This window comes from Mesorhizobium sp. M0306 (genome assembly GCF_040321655.1).
Classification (GTDB): domain Bacteria; phylum Pseudomonadota; class Alphaproteobacteria; order Rhizobiales; family Rhizobiaceae; genus Mesorhizobium.
Genome location: NZ_JAMYRY010000013.1, coordinates 67,004 through 82,176, shown reverse-complemented (window position 1 = coordinate 82,176; position 15,173 = coordinate 67,004). Strand labels below are relative to the sequence as shown.

The 15,173-nt window shown below is 62.0% G+C and carries 17 protein-coding genes; 13 read left to right on the top strand and 4 right to left on the bottom strand.

The features are described 5' to 3' along the window. Position 1: 1 nt before the first annotated feature. A complete protein-coding gene (locus tag NKI95_RS19070; RefSeq protein ID WP_352718845.1) occupies positions 2–580 on the bottom strand; it encodes a TetR/AcrR family transcriptional regulator in 579 nt (192 codons plus the stop codon). Between the two features lie 81 nt (positions 581–661). Here NKI95_RS19070 and NKI95_RS19065 point away from each other — a divergent pair, with 81 nt between their 5' ends. Then, positions 662–1,024 (top strand): hypothetical protein, encoded by a 363-nt coding sequence (locus tag NKI95_RS19065; RefSeq protein WP_352718844.1) that lies wholly within the window; start codon positions 662–664, stop codon positions 1,022–1,024. 348 nt (positions 1,025–1,372) lie between these two features. Continuing rightward, the gene (locus NKI95_RS19060; RefSeq protein ID WP_352718843.1) at positions 1,373–1,831 is read left to right on the top strand and encodes a nuclear transport factor 2 family protein; all 459 of its coding nucleotides are present in this window, start codon (positions 1,373–1,375) and stop codon (positions 1,829–1,831) included. Between the two features lie 202 nt (positions 1,832–2,033). On the opposite strand, the gene NKI95_RS19055 is transcribed toward NKI95_RS19060, so the two are convergent. Then, entirely contained in the window at positions 2,034–2,993 is a 960-nt protein-coding gene (locus tag NKI95_RS19055) for a LysR family transcriptional regulator (protein WP_352718842.1), read from the bottom strand. A gap of 123 nt (positions 2,994–3,116) precedes the next feature. On the opposite strand from NKI95_RS19055, the gene NKI95_RS19050 reads away from it, so the two are divergent. From NKI95_RS19050 to gph, 10 genes are all read left to right on the top strand, one after another. After that, complete coding sequence (locus tag NKI95_RS19050; protein WP_352718841.1) at positions 3,117–4,163, top strand: class 1 fructose-bisphosphatase; 1,047 nt, start codon at positions 3,117–3,119, stop codon at positions 4,161–4,163. Positions 4,164–4,168: 5 nt separating this feature from the next. After that, the gene (locus NKI95_RS19045) at positions 4,169–5,041 is read left to right on the top strand and encodes a phosphoribulokinase (RefSeq protein ID WP_352718840.1); all 873 of its coding nucleotides are present in this window, start codon (positions 4,169–4,171) and stop codon (positions 5,039–5,041) included. A 10-nt stretch (positions 5,042–5,051) separates the two neighbouring features. Continuing rightward, the gene (tkt, locus tag NKI95_RS19040; protein ID WP_352718839.1) at positions 5,052–7,058 is read left to right on the top strand and encodes a transketolase; all 2,007 of its coding nucleotides are present in this window, start codon (positions 5,052–5,054) and stop codon (positions 7,056–7,058) included. Between the two features lie 10 nt (positions 7,059–7,068). After that, positions 7,069–8,148 carry a class II fructose-bisphosphate aldolase gene (fba, locus tag NKI95_RS19035; RefSeq protein WP_352507750.1) on the top strand — a complete coding sequence of 360 codons (1,080 nt, stop codon included), beginning with the start codon at positions 7,069–7,071 and terminating at the stop codon, positions 8,146–8,148. Positions 8,149–8,169: 21 nt separating this feature from the next. Beyond that, positions 8,170–9,663, top strand: a complete 1,494-nt coding sequence (locus NKI95_RS19030; protein ID WP_502909198.1) for a ribulose-bisphosphate carboxylase large subunit — start codon at positions 8,170–8,172, stop codon at positions 9,661–9,663. Positions 9,664–9,681: 18 nt separating this feature from the next. Further along, entirely contained in the window at positions 9,682–10,116 is a 435-nt protein-coding gene (locus NKI95_RS19025; protein ID WP_352718837.1) for a ribulose bisphosphate carboxylase small subunit, read from the top strand. Between the two features lie 8 nt (positions 10,117–10,124). Continuing rightward, positions 10,125–11,063, top strand: a complete 939-nt coding sequence (gene cbbX / locus NKI95_RS19020; RefSeq protein WP_352718836.1) for a CbbX protein — start codon at positions 10,125–10,127, stop codon at positions 11,061–11,063. Positions 11,064–11,125: 62 nt separating this feature from the next. Beyond that, positions 11,126–11,812 (top strand): ribulose-phosphate 3-epimerase, encoded by a 687-nt coding sequence (gene rpe / locus NKI95_RS19015; protein ID WP_352718835.1) that lies wholly within the window; start codon positions 11,126–11,128, stop codon positions 11,810–11,812. A gap of 22 nt (positions 11,813–11,834) precedes the next feature. Next, positions 11,835–12,392, top strand: a complete 558-nt coding sequence (locus NKI95_RS19010; protein ID WP_352516571.1) for a thioredoxin family protein — start codon at positions 11,835–11,837, stop codon at positions 12,390–12,392. Further along, complete coding sequence (gene gph / locus NKI95_RS19005) at positions 12,389–13,090, top strand: phosphoglycolate phosphatase (protein ID WP_352718834.1); 702 nt, start codon at positions 12,389–12,391, stop codon at positions 13,088–13,090. The genes NKI95_RS19010 and gph overlap by 4 nt, the downstream gene beginning before the upstream one ends. A 66-nt stretch (positions 13,091–13,156) precedes the next feature. On the opposite strand, the gene NKI95_RS19000 is transcribed toward gph, so the two are convergent. Continuing rightward, positions 13,157–13,537 carry a c-type cytochrome gene (locus NKI95_RS19000; RefSeq protein WP_352516570.1) on the bottom strand — a complete coding sequence of 127 codons (381 nt, stop codon included), beginning with the start codon at positions 13,535–13,537 and terminating at the stop codon, positions 13,157–13,159. A gap of 499 nt (positions 13,538–14,036) precedes the next feature. Between NKI95_RS19000 and NKI95_RS18995 the strand changes: the two genes are divergently transcribed. Beyond that, a complete protein-coding gene (locus NKI95_RS18995; protein WP_352718833.1) occupies positions 14,037–14,381 on the top strand; it encodes a hypothetical protein in 345 nt (114 codons plus the stop codon). 206 nt (positions 14,382–14,587) lie between these two features. Here the strand turns inward: NKI95_RS18995 and NKI95_RS18990 are convergent, their stop codons facing one another. Beyond that, on the bottom strand, positions 14,588–14,938 hold the full coding sequence (locus NKI95_RS18990) for a hypothetical protein (protein WP_352718832.1): 351 nt from the start codon (positions 14,936–14,938) through the stop codon (positions 14,588–14,590). Positions 14,939–15,173 lie beyond the last annotated feature (235 nt).

The window sequence follows — 15,173 nt, the reverse complement described above, 5'->3', positions numbered from 1 at the left end:
TTCAAGCGCCGGCTGATTCACGAACCTGATTGGCCGCCGCATCCAGAAAGGCCTGCGCGAGGTCAGGATCGTTGATAACGCGCGATAACATCAGCGCACCGACCATCGTCGAGAGAATGGCCATGGCCTTGCCATCGAACTCCCCGCCATTGGCCTCGACAACGAAACGGCCGAGGATCTCGAGATGCTCCTTGATCCCGGCTTCGAACGGCGCTTTCACGTCCATGCCCTGTCTGGCGGCATCCGAGCCGAGCGCCACGATCGGGCAGCCGTCCATCTTTTCTCCGCGATGGTCCATACTGAGGTAGAACGCGATCACCGCGCCAAGCGGATCATCAGGGTTTGCCGCAGTGGCGGCCGACCATCGACGGGTGGCGCTCTCCATCGCCCGCCTGGACGCCTGCGCCGCCAGGTCGTCCTTGGATGCGAACTGCTTGTAAAACGCGCCTTGGGTCAGTCCGGCGCCCTTCATCAGATCCTTAAGGCCAATACCGTCAAAGCCGCGCTCCCGAAAAAGGCGGCTTGCCACGTTGATTACGGTTTCGCGGTTTTTCGCGGCCCGAGTGCGACTTACGCGCATTGTCGACCTCTTTTTTTAGATTGCGTTCGTAATCTATAGCCTATATAGAGTTCGAACGCAATCTAAAAAGGAGATACGAAAATGATCCGCAAAACCTTGAGCGCATCGCTCCTGGCCGCGCTGTTTCTTGCGACCCCCGCTTTTGCCGAGGAAGCCACCATCGGACGCCCGATCGAGGGCGGCAGCCTGCACGCGGGACACCTTGACATGGTGGTCTACTACGTCCCGGTCGACGGCGACCTCCTAGAGGTCACCGCCACCTTCGCGCCGAAGACCGGGGGCGATCCGCTGCGCATCGTCATGGGTCTCGCCGACGATGACTCCGTCGCCTTTTCCATGCCGGGCCACCAGGGCTCGCTTTACGCGTTCTCAAGGTCCGGCGAGCAGGTGACGGTCTCGACCGAGACGGACATGGATCTGCGAGCCGACGCGACAATGCGCTGACCCGACGTGCAGACCGCAACCTGCGTACTGCGGACCGTGGGCTCTCGCGTCCGCGCGGCCGACGTAGAGGTCGAACGCAATCTACTCGATATGAAGAGATGGGCATGAAGAACGAGACCCGCCATTGTGCTGGCGGGCGTCCTGTTCGGATGGTCCTCCCGAGAGCGCTAGGAGCAGGCAAAAGCCGCATTAGAGACGGCTACGGCAGCGGCCACCGGACAGAAACCAATAAGGTTCCATCGGATCAACGCCATCGTTCCCCAATGGCGGCGAGCATCATCAGAGTCAGCGGACGGAGCGCCACTGTGCCCTCGATCACGCCATCGAATAAGCTTGAGGAGAGGTCAAATGCTATACAGTTATTTTGTCGAGAAATCGATCCGAGAGAGCTTCGACCACGTCAATAACCATCGCTGGGATGAGGCGGTGAGGGCACTCGCGCCGCATGTCCATCACCGCGTTTCCGGCGCCCACGCGCTTGGTGGTGAGCGCCACGACAAAGAAGCCATGCGCCGCTGGTTTGAGCGCCTCGGCCGCGTCCTGCCCAATCTCCATCTCACGGTCAACCACATCTGGGTGAACGGCTGGCCGTGGCATACCACCGTGTTTGCCCAGTGGGACGGCACCGCAACGCTGCTCAACGGCGACGCGTCGTACGTCAACCGCGGTCTCCACGTGTTCACCCTGCGGTGGGGCAGAGTCTATGCACTTGAGGAATTTTACGATTCACAAGCAGCGGCCCGCGGTCTTGCCGCCCAAGCGGCAGCTGGCCTCGAAGAAGCTGGCGCCGAACCAATTGTAGGCTAGCAGAAGCTCAGTCAAAGCCCACCCGTTCCGTGAATGCGGGTGCGCTACCCCGTGGCCCAGCGCTTGGATGGCGGTCGCCTCGGCTCCGCAAATGCGTGCCACGAGCGATGCCGATGCTCGGCTCGTGGACGTCGGTCTGGAGGTCACAGCCGATCAGCCGCTGATGCACGCCATGTCTGAAGCGTTTGCCTGTGCCGCGCCCCTAACTCGCGCGACCTTTGGGGATCGGCTCCTCGTGCGGATAGAGCTTGCCGAACAGCGGCAGGTACATCGCGCCCTTGCGCATCAGAAAATCGTGGAAGGTCGCCATCGCCGGCGAGATCGCGTGATCGCTGCGCATCACCGAAAACCATTGCCGGCGGATCGGCATGCCGACAACGTCGAGGATGACAAGCCGGCCAGCCTCGATTTCCGCGGCGATGGTGTGGGCAGAGATGAAGGCGATGCCGAGCCCGGCCATCACCGCCTGTTTGATCGTCTCGTTCGAGCCCATCTCGACGCCGAGATCGTCGATGCGGCCAGGCACGTCGCTCAGGAATATTTCCAGCGAGATGCGCGTGCCGGAGCCGGACTCGCGAATGAGGAAATGTTCCTGGGCGATCCGCTCCTTGGATATCTCGCGCATCGAGGCCAGCGGGTGGTCCGGCGGCGCGATGATGACCAGCGGATGATCGCCGAAGACCGAGGCACGCACCGGGACTTCTTTCGCCGGGCGTCCCATCAGCGCGATGTCGATGTCGTGATTCTTCAGATTGTCGATCGTCTCGGCGCGATTACCAATGGCAAGCCGCATGTCGATGTCGGGATGTTCCTTCATGAAGGCAGCCATCAGCCGCGGTGCGAAATATTTGGCCGTGGAAACGACACCGAGTCGCAAGCTGCCGGCGCGCACGCCCTTGATCGCATCCATCTTGTCTTCGAGCAGACGAAGCCGCTCCTCGATCGCCTGTGCCGTCTCGACGAAGGCAAGACCTGCGGCAGTGGGACGCATACCGTCCGCCGTCCGGTCAAACAAGGCCAGCTGGAACTCTTCCTCAACCTGCCGCAACTGGATCGTCACCGCTGGAGGAGACAGGCCTAACGCCCTGGCCGCACTGACGATTTTCCCGTGGCGGACGATTGCCTGAACGGTCTTGAACTGCTTGAGCGTGAGGTTTCTCATGCCGCATACTAAAATTTTTTTAGTGCTAAAGTAAAGTTATTGAATTTTACTTATCCAGCATCGTTTGTTTTCATTCCCCAATCCGGCCGATCCGAGGAGAGGCGGCTGGATCGGGAGGTTACGATGCCAGCGGCAACGCTCGACGCTTTTCTGAACTCCTATCTCGGCGAGCCGGACGAACTGCGCTCCGCGGTCGTAATGACCGTCCGTCGGCTGACGCAGGCGGCCACCACGATCCGCAACACCATCAATCAAGGGGTACTCGGCACCGCCTTTGCCGGAACCCGTGGCGCCAATGCTGACGGCGATGTTCAGAAGGATCTCGATGTCTTCGCCGACGACATCTTTCTCGATGCCATGCGCCACGCTCCGGTCGCGCTCTACGCTTCCGAGGAACTGGACCAGCCAGTGCTTCTCGACAGGCAAGCGCCTCTTGCCATCGCCATCGACCCGCTCGACGGCTCTTCCAACATCGACACCAACGTGTCGATTGGAACGATCTTCTCGCTTCTGCCTGCAACTGGCGCGCCGGATGGGAATCCGGCCGCCTCATTTTTGCAAGCAGGGGTGAACCAACTGGGCGCCGGTTTCTTCATCTACGGGCCGCAGCTGGCGCTCGTTCTGTCTCTCGGCAGCGGCACGCATGTCTTCGTTCTCTCGGCCAGGCTCGGCACCTTCGTCCAGGCCTACGAGAGCCGGGTCATCCCCCAGCGTACCCAGGAATTCGCCATCAACGCCGCCAACTACCGGCACTGGGACGAGGCGGTGCGGCTCTACATCGACGACTGCCTCGAAGGCACCGAAGGCCCACGCGAGAAGGACTTCAACATGCGCTGGATCGCCTCCCTGGTCGCCGACTGCTACCGCATATTGATGCGCGGCGGCGTATTCCTGTATCCAGGCGACAAGCGCAAGGGCTACAGGCAGGGGCGGCTTCGCCTCGTTTATGAGGCAAACCCGATCGCCTATCTCGTCGAACAGGCGGCCGGTGGCGCCACCGATACGATCACCCGCATCCTCGAAATCGAACCCGAGAGCCTGCACCAGCGCGTGCCCATGGTTTTCGGATCGGCGCGGGAAGTCGCGCGTATCACCCGCTACCACACCGAGCCGAGCGCCATCGGCGAGCGCGCGCCGCTGTTCAGCCGCCGCGGCCTTTTCAGGGCCTGAATACCATGTCGGCAAAGCACCCCATCATTACCATCACCGGGTCGTCGGGCGCAGGCACTACCTCTGTCAAGCGCATCTTCGAGCTGATCTTCCGGCGCGAGAACATCGGGGCCGCCTTCATCGAAGGCGATGCTTTCCATCGCTACGACCGCGCCACGATGAAGGCGAAGGTGGCCGAGGAGGAAAAGGCAGGCAATCCGAACTTCACCCACTTCCATGCCGAGGCCAATGAACTGGCAATCCTCGAAGAGGTGTTTGAGGAATATGGCCGCCGGGGAACCGGAAAGACCCGCACCTACATCCATGACGAGGATGAGGAGAAGCAGTACGGCACGCCGCCAGGACATTTCACCGAATGGCGCGAATTTCCGCCGAGCGACCTGCTCTTCTACGAGGGCCTGCATGGCTGCGTCGTCACCGACAAGATCAATCTGGCCAGGCACGCGGACCTCAAGATCGGCGTGGTGCCGGTCATAAATCTCGAATGGATCCAGAAGATCCATCGCGACCGCACAACGCGCGGCTATTCCACCGAGGCGGTGATGGACGTGATCCTGCGCCGCATGCCGGACTATGTCCGCTACATCGTCCCGCAGTTTTCGCAGACCGCCATCAACTTCCAGCGCGTGCCGATCGTCGACACGTCCAATCCATTCATCGCGCGCTGGATTCCGACGCCCGACGAATCGATGCTGGTTATCCGCTTCGCCAATCCGCGCGGCATCGATTTCCCCTACCTGCTTTCGATGATCCACGACTCGTTCATGTCGCGGCCGAATTCCATAGTGGTGCCCGGCAACAAGCTCGACCTCGCCATGCAGCTGATCCTGACGCCGCTCATCCTGCAATTGATCGAACGCAAGAACCGTGTGTCGTGAGGAGGACGCCATGAACAGCCAAGCAGCAGCACTGAAGCCCGTCGCCGCCGTGTTGGAGCGCGATATGGCGAACGCCATTCGCGCACTGGCGATGGACAGCGTCCAAAAGGCCAATTCCGGTCATCCGGGCATGCCGATGGGCATGGCCGATGTCGCGACGGTGCTGTTCAGCCGCTTCATCAATATCGATCCGTCGATGCCGGACTGGCCCGATCGCGACCGCTTCGTGCTTTCGGCCGGGCACGGCTCGATGCTGCAATATGCGCTGCATTACCTGCTCGGCTACGAGGACATGCCTATCGAGGAGTTGCAGCGGTTTCGCCAGCTGGGCAGCCGCACTGCCGGCCATCCGGAATATGGCCATGCGCTTGGCATCGAGACGACGACCGGTCCGCTTGGACAAGGCATTTCGACCGCGGTCGGCATGGCGCTGGCGGAGCGCATGCTTGCTGCCCGCCACGGCGCCGATCTCGTCGACCATTTCACCTACGCGATCGCCGGCGACGGCTGCCTGCAGGAAGGCATCAGCCACGAGGCGATCGATCTTGCCGGTCACCTGAAGCTCTCCCGGCTGATCGTCTTTTGGGACGACAATGCGATCTCGATCGACGGACCGACCTCGCTGTCGACATCGATGGACCAGCCGGCACGGTTCAAAGCCGCTGGATGGCATGTCCAGTCGGTGAACGGCCACGAGACCGAAACCGTTGCGGCGGCAATCGAAGCGGCGCAGCAGTCGGATCGGCCGTCCCTGATCGCCTGCCGCACGGTGATCGGCAAGGGAGCGCCCAATCTGGGCGGTTCGGAAAAGACGCATGGCGCGCCGCTGGGCGACGCGGAGATCGCCGCTACGCGCGAAAACATCGGCTGGGCTTACGCGCCGTTCGAGGTGCCGGACGATATCCGTTTCGCTTGGCGCGAGATTGCCGACCGCGGTCAAGCCGTGCGGCGCGCCTGGGAGCAGCGGCTTGCCGCCTCGCCACGGCGGCAGGCCTTCGAGAGCGCGGTCGCCGGCGCCCTGCCCGACGCGGTCTTCGAAGCGCTCGGCGCTTTCCGCAAGGAGCATGTCGGGACGGCGACCAAGGTTGCAACGCGAAAAGCCTCGGAAATGGCGCTCACTACGATCAATGGCGCAACCGAGCTGACCGTCGGCGGCTCCGCCGATCTGACGCATTCGAACCTGACGATCACCAAGGGCATGGATCGCATAGCGCCTGATGATTATGCCGGCCGCTACATCCACTATGGCATCCGCGAGCACGGCATGGCCGCAGCCATGAACGGGATCGCACTGCATGGCGGCTTCGTGCCTTATGGCGGCACGTTCCTGTGCTTCGCCGACTATGCGCGCGGCGCGATGCGGCTCTCGGCGCTCATGGGCCAGCGCGTCATTTATGTGATGACGCATGATTCCATCGGGCTCGGCGAGGACGGCCCGACCCACCAGCCGGTCGAGCACCTGGCGATGCTGCGGGCGACACCAAACCTCAACGTCTTCCGTCCGGCCGACATCATCGAAACGGCGGAGTGCTGGGAACTGGCGCTGAGAAGCGAGAACCGGCCGAGCGTGCTGGTGCTCTCGCGCCAGAACCTGCCGATGCTGCGCCAAGCGCACGACGACGAGAACCGGTCGAGCCGGGGCGCCTACATCCTGCGCGAGCCAGCCGGGCACCGCGCGGTAACGCTGATCGCCACCGGCTCGGAGGTCGAAATCGCGGTTGCCGCCGCCGAACGGCTGGAGGCCGAGCACGGCATCGCAGCCGCGGTCGTCTCGATGCCATGCTGGGAGCTTTTCGAGGAACAGGACGCCGGCACCCGCAAGGCTGTCCTCGGCTCGGCGCCGCGCATTGCCATCGAAGCCGCAGCACGGCTCGGCTGGGACCGCTGGATCGGCGACACCGGCACTTTCGTCGGCATGGCCGGTTTCGGCGCCAGCGCCCCTGCCTCGGATCTCTACCGGCATTTCGACATCACGCCCGAAGCCGTCGCGGCAGCGGCGCTGAAGCTCATCATCTAGGAGGACGACCATGGCCCGCATCACCCTTCGCCAGCTTCTCGACCATGCCGCCGAGCACGGCTACGGGGTGCCGGCATTCAACATCAACAACATGGAACAGGGCCTCGCCATCATGGAGGCCGCCAGGGCCTGCGATGCGCCGGTCATCATCCAGGCCTCGCGCGGCGCCCGTTCCTATGCCAATGACATCATGCTGGCCAAGATGATGGAGGCGTTGACCGAAATCCATCCGGCCATTCCGCTATGCATCCATCAGGATCACGGCAACAACGAAGCCACCTGCCTGTCGGCGATCCGCCACGGCTTCACCTCGGTGATGATGGACGGGTCGCTGATGGCGGACGCCAAGACCCCGGCGAGCTACGATTACAACGTCGCCATCACCGAACGTGTCGCGCGCATGGCGCATTGGGTCGGCGCCTCGGTCGAAGGCGAGCTCGGCGTGCTCGGCTCGCTGGAAACCGGCCAGGGCGAGGCCGAGGACGGGCACGGCGCCGAAGGTGCGCTTTCCCACGACCAGCTTTTGACCGATCCCGATCAGGCGGTCGACTTCGTGACCGCCACCCGGGTCGACGCGCTGGCGATCGCCTGCGGTACCTCGCACGGCGCCTACAAATTCAGCCGCAAGCCCGACGGCGGCATCCTGGCCATGCAGGTGATCGAGGCGATCCACGAAAAGCTGCCCAACACGCATCTGGTCATGCACGGGTCTTCCTCCGTGCCGCAGGAACTGCAGGACATCATCAACAACTATGGCGGCGAGATGCCCCAGACCTTTGGCGTCCCGGTCGAGGAAATCGAGCGCGGCATCCGCTACGGCGTGCGCAAGGTCAACATCGACACCGATTGCCGAATGGCCATGGCCGGGCAGTTCCGCCGCGTCGCGACGGAGGACCCGCGCGAATTCGATCCGCGTAAATTCCTGAAACCCGCAATGGACGCCCTGCGCGACCTTTGCCGCGATCGCTTCGAACGCTTCGGCACCGCAGGCCACGCGTCGAAGATCAGGGTGATCGCCATGGATGAGATGGCGAAACGTTACGCCGCAGGAAAGCTAGACCCCCATATCGCAACCGCGAAAGCCGCCTGAGCGGCAAACAGGAGACCTGCCATGAACAAGATCGACATGCAGTCAGCAGGCACGCTCAAGGAAGGCAAGGAACGCTACCGGTCGGGCGTCATCCCCTACAAGAAGATGGGCTACTGGGAGCCGGACTACCGGCCCAAGGAGACCGACCTGATCGCCATGTTTCGGATCACGCCGCAGCCCGGCGTCGACCACGAGGAGGCGGCCGCCGCCATCGCCGGTGAATCCTCTACCGCGACATGGACCGTGGTGTGGACCGACAGGCTGACCGCCTGCGAGCTCTACCGCGCCAAGGCGTTCAAATCCGAGCCGGTGCCGAACACAGGTCCAGGCACCAGGATCGAGCAGCAGTACTTCGCCTATATTGCCTACGACCTCGACCTGTTCGAGCCAGGCTCCATCGCCAACCTGACTGCATCGATCATCGGCAACGTGTTCGGCTTCAAGGCCGTCAAGGCCTTGCGGCTCGAGGACATGCGCATCCCGGTGGCTTACCTCAAGACATTCCAGGGCCCGGCGACCGGCATCGTGGTGGAACGCGAGCGGCTCGACAAGTTCGGCCGGCCGCTGCTCGGCGCGACGACGAAGCCGAAGCTTGGCCTATCAGGTCGCAACTACGGCCGCGTCGTCTACGAGGCGCTGAAGGGTGGCCTCGACTTCGTCAAGGACGACGAGAACATCAACTCGCAGCCCTTCATGCACTGGCGCGACCGTTTCCTCTACTGCATGGAGGCTGTGAACAAGGCGTCGGCCGCCACCGGCGAAGTCAAGGGCCATTATCTCAACGTCACCGCCGGCACGATGGAGGAGATGTACGAGCGCGCCGAATTTGCAAAACAGCTTGGCTCCTGCATCGTCATGATCGACCTCGTCATTGGCTATACGGCGATCCAGTCGATGGCCAAGTGGGCACGCCGCAACGACATGATCCTGCACCTGCACCGGGCCGGCAACTCGACCTATTCGCGCCAGAAGAACCACGGCATGAATTTTCGTGTCATCTGCAAATGGATGCGGATGGCCGGCGTCGATCACATCCATGCCGGCACGGTGGTCGGCAAGCTGGAAGGCGACCCGCTTATGATCAAGGGGTTTTATGACACGCTGCGCGAGGAGCGCACGCCGCAGAACCTCGAAACCGGGCTGTTCTTCGATCAGGACTGGGCCTCGCTCAACAAGGTGATGCCCGTCGCCTCCGGTGGCATCCATGCCGGCCAGATGCACCAGTTGATCCATTATCTCGGCGAGGACGTCATCCTGCAGTTCGGCGGCGGCACGATCGGTCATCCGGACGGCATCCAGGCCGGCGCGACGGCCAATCGCGTCGCGTTGGAGGCGATGATCCTCGCCCGCAACGAGGGCCGCGACTATCTGCGCGAAGGGACCAAAATCCTCGAACAGGCGGCCAGATGGTGCACGCCGCTCAAGGCGGCCTTGGAGACGTGGAAGGACGTCACCTTCAACTACGAATCGACAGACACGGCCGACTTTGTGCCAACCGCAACGCCGAACTTCTAGACGAAAGGAACCTTCGCCATGATGACCAATCCCGGAAACAAGGTCACGCAGGGACAGTTTTCGTTCCTGCCCGAGCTGACCGATGAGCAGATTTCGGCGCAGATCAAATACGCGCTGAAAAACCACTGGGCGGTCAGCGTCGAGTACACGGACGATCCGCATCCGCGAAACACCTATTGGGAAATGTACGGCAACCCGATGTTCGACCTGAGGGACCCGGCGGGCATCCTGCTTGAAATCAACAATTGCCGGAAAGCCATGCCCAACATGTATGTCCGGGTCACCGCTTTCGACTCGACCAAGGGCTGGGAAGCGCCGCGCATGTCATTCATCGTCAACCGGCCGCCCCATGAACCCGGGTTCCGGCTGCTGCGCCAGGAGCGTGACGGGCGCAGCCAGGGCTATTCGATCGTGCCTTACGCGACCGACAGGCCCGAAGGCGAGCGGAGCTAGGCGAAACCATGCTGGACGCGATAGCAAAGGGCGCTGCCGTGCCGGGCGAAACGGTTGATCTGCAGGCCGAGTTCGAGGCATCCAACATCGACGAGGTGATGGAAAAGCTCGACCGCGAACTCGTTGGCCTGAAACCCGTCAAGAACCGCATCCGCGAGATCGCCGCGCTGCTCCTGGTCGACCGGCTTCGCCGCAAGTTCGGGCTGATCGCGGGCGCGCCGACGCTGCACATGAACTTTACGGGAAATCCCGGTACCGGAAAGACCACCGTGGCGCTCAGAATGGCGGAAATCCTGCATCGTCTCGGCTATGTCCGCGAAGGGCACATGGTCGCGGTGACGCGCGACGATCTCGTCGGCCAGTATGTGGGCCACACCGCGCCCAAAACCCGCGACGTGATCAAGCGCGCCATGGGCGGGGTGCTTTTCATCGACGAGGCCTACTATCTCTACAAGCCAGAGAACGAACGCGACTACGGCCAGGAATCGATCGAAATCCTGCTGCAATGCATGGAAAACAACCGTGACGATCTGGTTGTGATTCTTGCCGGCTACAAGGACAAGATGGACCGCTTCTTCGACAGCAATCCCGGCATGCGCTCGCGCATCGCCCATCACCTCGATTTTCCCGACTACGGCGTCAGCGAACTCAAATCGATCGCCGAGATCATGCTGGCGGAACAGAATTACCGTCTCAGCGAAGCGGCGGCCAAGGCGCTCGAAGAGTATCTCCCGATCCGCATGCGGCTGCCGCATTTCTCCAACGCTCGATCGGTTCGCAATGGCCTCGACCGGGCGCGGCTTCGCCAGGCCAGCCGGCTTTTCGCATCGCGCGACCGGGCGTTGACGAAAATCGACCTTATCACCATCGAGGAATCCGATATTCGCGGCAGCCGCGTATTCGCGGAAGGTAAGCTCGAAGGCGAACCGGAGACGAAGACGCGCTGACGAGACGACGCCGATTGGTGTGCAGCGACCGGAAACGGACGACAGAATGGGAGCCGACGACCATGGATACTACGACAATCATCGCGCCTTCGGTCCTTTCCGCGGACTTCTCGCGGCTTGGCGACGAGGTCGAAGCGGTCGTCCGGGCGGGTGCCGATTGGATCCATCTCGATGTGATGGATGGTCATTTCGTGCCCAACATCACCTTCGGTCCGCCGGTGGTCAAGGCGATCCGTAATCGAACGGACAAGGTCTTCGACTGCCACCTGATGATCGCGCCGGCCGACGCCTATCTCGGCGCCTTCGCCGATGCCGGTTGCGACATCATTACAGTGCATGCCGAGGCCGGACCGCATCTCGACCGTTCGCTGCAGGCAATCAGAAATCTCGGCAAGAAGGCCGGCGTGTCGCTGAACCCGTCAACGCCGGAAAGCGTCATCGAATATGTGCTCGACCGGCTCGATCTGGTGCTTTTGATGACGGTCAATCCGGGCTTCGGCGGCCAGGCCTTCATTGCGGCAGTCGTCGACAAGGTCAGGCGTGTCAAGGCGTTGGTCGGCCATCGTCCGATCGACATACAGATCGACGGCGGCGTCACGCCCGAAACCGCTCCGCTGGTCACCGCGGCCGGCGCCAATGTGCTGGTCGCCGGCTCGGCCATCTTTAAGGGCGGCACCCAGGCGGCCTATTGCGCCAATATCGGCGCCATCAGGCAGGCGGCCGACGGGGCGATCCGGAAAGCTGCATGAACCGTTTCATCGGAGGGCAAATATGGCGGCAATTCCACCTGTCTGCGATTTCGGCTGGCGAGCCATCGACGCCGTTTTGCCTGGCGTCGACGGCCCATCGCATTCGATCTTAAGCCACGCCGGCCCGAACGGGCTGGTGGTGGCCTTCATCTGCAACCACTGCCCCTATGTGAAGGCGGTGATTTCACGCATGGTGCGCGACGCCAACGACCTCAAGGCCGAAGGCATCGGCTTTGTCGCGATCAACTCAAACGATGCCGGGGCCTATCCGGATGATTCCTTCGACAATATGAAGCTCTTCGCCAGCACGAACGGCTTCACTTTCCCCTATCTCCACGACGAGCGCCAGACGGTGGCGCGTGCCTACGGAGCCGTGTGCACCCCGGATTTCTTCGGGCTCAACAGCGAGTTGACGCTGCAATATCGCGGCCGGCTTGACGCGTCGCGACGCGACGCCGAATCGCCCGGGCTGAGGCGCGACCTGTTCGAGGCGATGAAGCAGGTTGCCCGAACCGGCGACGGACCGCTCGACCAGATCGCTTCGATCGGCTGTTCGATCAAGTGGAAGGGTGCTGCATGAACGTCGGCGCAGGCAGGCCGTTTCGCTCGCCCAAGGCGATCCTGTTCGATCTCGACGGTACGCTGGTCGATTCGGCGCCTGATATAACGGCCGCCGTCAACGAATTGCTGGCCGGCCGCGATCTGCCGCCGCTGCGCCTGGATCAGGTCAAGTCCATGATCGGCGGCGGCATCAGGAAACTGGTCGAACGAGCCTTCGCGGCTTCCGGCACGCCGCTCCTCGGCAGCGCGCTCGATGAGGCCAACCGCGTCATGGCGCCGATCTATCGCAGGCATCTGACCGGCCGGACGAGGCTGATGCCTGGCGTCAGGGAGGTTCTCACGCACTTGCATTTGAGCGGAATAGCCATGGGCGTGGTGACCAACAAGCCGCAGTTGGCGGCTCGCGAAATCCTGCTCCATTTTGGGCTGACGGAATATCTCGGCGCGATCGTCGGCGGAGACGCGGTGACATACTTGAAACCGGCACCAGACGCGCTGTTGCTGGCGCTCGACCAGCTTCAGGTCGAACCTCGTGACACGCTGATGGTCGGAGACAGCAGCGCCGACGTGGCCGCCGCCCGCGCCGCCGGCATGGCAGTCATTCTGCTGCGTGGCGGATACAGCCAAATTCCCGTTGAAGAGCTTGGCGCCGACCTCGTTTGCGACAGCCTGTTCGATATGCCGTCTGCGATGCAGAGGCTGCAAGACGCTGCGTGACCTCAAGCGCAATGCCCAGGCCAACGCCGGCCGGGCGCAGTCCAAATGGCCGGCGGAAGTACCGCGTTATTTGGAGAATTGCTTCAGGTAGGCAATGACATTGGCGATGTCCTCGTCTTTCTTGAGGCCGACAAACGCCATCTTCGTTCCTTTGACCATCGCTTTCGGATCGTGAAGGTAGGTGGTCAACGTGGCCTCATCCCATTTGACGCCGGACTTGCCGGCCTCGGTCATCGCCTTGGAATAGCTGAACCCTGGATGCGTCCCGGCCGTTCGGCCGATGACGCCGTTCAAGGACGGACCGATCTTGTTCTGGTCCTTGTCTGCCACGTGGCAGACCTTGCATTTGGCGAAGACCTTCTCACCCGCCGCGGCATCCTGTGCCTGAGACTGGGTAGTGACAAAGGTGGCGACGGACACGGCGGCGAAAAATGCGACTGCGCGCATGGCATTTCCTCATTGATCGTGTGAGTGCCCCGGACAATTTACGCGTGTCGATGCCTTGATCGCCGGCATCCCCGTTTACGCCGGAGAGCAAACGTTCGTCCTTCCTCCCCGGACTGGCAGCACCTGCACGCCTCGAAAAGCTAGACTGCCGATGACGGAAGTCAATCGTACAAAGGTCCTGTTTCGTTTCCCGACTGCGCGAAGGGGAAGTGCGCAGCGACACGCGGTTCACATTATTGACGCCTATTGGCCGAGCGCGTAGCCTCACTCCAACCGGTTTGCTGTTTGGGCACCTTCAGGAATCCGCTGCAACTCCAAAGCACGAACTCTGGAGAGTTCGCCGCGCAGGCGACGATAAGTGCCAGATGGACATGGTCGATCTCATATTAACGGTGTGCCTTAGCGCCAATCCGGGCAATTGCCGAGATGAACATGTCTATTTCGAGAGCCGCGGCTCTCTGTTCCAATGCATGTTCCTGGCGCCTGCCGAGATCGCAAAATGGTCTCAGGAACATCCGAGGCTCAAGGTCGTGCGCTGGAAATGTGCCTTTCCGAGCAAGGAACGAGCGATTTGATCGGCATTCCTGGTTCGCATGTTCGACGTAAGATTGCCGCGGCAACATCGCAATCCACAGGTGATGAGCGACCTTTTGCGGTCATTCCAGCAAAAATTTCCGGATGTGGCCTGATCGCCTTGCCGTTCGGAATGCATATCGGAGGAGACATGCCGATCGACAGGGTACGACGCAAGCTTGTGAACGGCTTCGCCTGCACCGCGGTCAGCGCCGCGGTGCTGCCTTTGTTGCCTCGGGCGGACCGCTCTCGCCGCTGCCGGCGGCCTTGAATTCAAGATCAGGAAAGTCGCCGACAACGTCTTTGCTTTCCAGGACGTGGACGAATTGATCACGGCGGATGGCAAAGGCGAAATCCGTGCGGAGGCGACAGACACGGATGGCAAGGTATCACGGATGGCAAGGTATTTCGCGGCCATCGGCCGATGGAAACAGCGGGACTGTGAGGCGCACGGCCACGCGTGCCTGTTCCGCCTGACTAAAAGCAACGTATGTCAGCTTCCGCCTGCGCGCGTTTCAGTTCCGTGCGCGCCGCCTTCGCCGGCGCGCTTTCGCGAAACAACCCTGCCGCCTCCCCTGTCGTCAACGACATGCTTTTGAAGGTCTCCGCCCTCTCATAGTGATCGTAAGGAAGGATCGAGGCAATAACATCGATCGAGCAGGAACAGCTTTCAAGCGCCTGACGTGTCTGGCCATTTGTTTGCATGCAGCCGAGCACGTAGTCGGCAATCGTTGCCGTCGGGTAGTCTCCCGCGGCATTGGCCGAGTTCGCAAAGGCCAGCGCCGCAAAGGCCACCGGCAAGGTGAGAGATCCAACAGACCTTATCATGAGGAACCTCCAGTTGGCCTGGACACCATGCATCCAGACGGGATCATCGCTCCAATTGGCGACGTGCCGCAAAGCCAGTCAAGCTCCCATGGCCTGCGTATAGGACCAAAGGAGGAATGCCCTATCGGCCGACAAGAGCCAGCTTCATGACCCGCTGTGCACCCCCCTTCTCGCGTTCATTTCATGCTTCGCCCACTATCGGCAGGCAGCGAGATGCACGCATACTTACTCCGAG

What these genes read in the sequence shown, in the direction of transcription:
- NKI95_RS19030 (WP_502909198.1), top strand. Translation starts at nt 8,170, where the DNA reads ATGAACAAGATCGACATGCAGTCAGCAGGCACGCTCAAGGAAGGCAAG.
- tkt (WP_352718839.1), top strand. Translation starts at nt 5,052, where the DNA reads ATGAACAGCCAAGCAGCAGCACTGAAGCCCGTCGCCGCCGTGTTGGAG.
- NKI95_RS19065 (WP_352718844.1), top strand. Translation starts at nt 662, where the DNA reads ATGATCCGCAAAACCTTGAGCGCATCGCTCCTGGCCGCGCTGTTTCTT.
- NKI95_RS19050 (WP_352718841.1), top strand. Translation starts at nt 3,117, where the DNA reads ATGCCAGCGGCAACGCTCGACGCTTTTCTGAACTCCTATCTCGGCGAG.
- NKI95_RS19070 (WP_352718845.1), bottom strand. Translation starts at nt 580, where the DNA reads ATGCGCGTAAGTCGCACTCGGGCCGCGAAAAACCGCGAAACCGTAATC.
- NKI95_RS19045 (WP_352718840.1), top strand. Translation starts at nt 4,169, where the DNA reads ATGTCGGCAAAGCACCCCATCATTACCATCACCGGGTCGTCGGGCGCA.
- NKI95_RS18990 (WP_352718832.1), bottom strand. Translation starts at nt 14,938, where the DNA reads ATGATAAGGTCTGTTGGATCTCTCACCTTGCCGGTGGCCTTTGCGGCG.
- cbbX (WP_352718836.1), top strand. Translation starts at nt 10,125, where the DNA reads ATGCTGGACGCGATAGCAAAGGGCGCTGCCGTGCCGGGCGAAACGGTT.
- NKI95_RS18995 (WP_352718833.1), top strand. Translation starts at nt 14,037, where the DNA reads ATGGTCTCAGGAACATCCGAGGCTCAAGGTCGTGCGCTGGAAATGTGC.
- NKI95_RS19025 (WP_352718837.1), top strand. Translation starts at nt 9,682, where the DNA reads ATGATGACCAATCCCGGAAACAAGGTCACGCAGGGACAGTTTTCGTTC.
- NKI95_RS19010 (WP_352516571.1), top strand. Translation starts at nt 11,835, where the DNA reads ATGGCGGCAATTCCACCTGTCTGCGATTTCGGCTGGCGAGCCATCGAC.
- NKI95_RS19055 (WP_352718842.1), bottom strand. Translation starts at nt 2,993, where the DNA reads ATGAGAAACCTCACGCTCAAGCAGTTCAAGACCGTTCAGGCAATCGTC.
- gph (WP_352718834.1), top strand. Translation starts at nt 12,389, where the DNA reads ATGAACGTCGGCGCAGGCAGGCCGTTTCGCTCGCCCAAGGCGATCCTG.
- rpe (WP_352718835.1), top strand. Translation starts at nt 11,126, where the DNA reads ATGGATACTACGACAATCATCGCGCCTTCGGTCCTTTCCGCGGACTTC.
- NKI95_RS19000 (WP_352516570.1), bottom strand. Translation starts at nt 13,537, where the DNA reads ATGCGCGCAGTCGCATTTTTCGCCGCCGTGTCCGTCGCCACCTTTGTC.
- fba (WP_352507750.1), top strand. Translation starts at nt 7,069, where the DNA reads ATGGCCCGCATCACCCTTCGCCAGCTTCTCGACCATGCCGCCGAGCAC.
- NKI95_RS19060 (WP_352718843.1), top strand. Translation starts at nt 1,373, where the DNA reads ATGCTATACAGTTATTTTGTCGAGAAATCGATCCGAGAGAGCTTCGAC.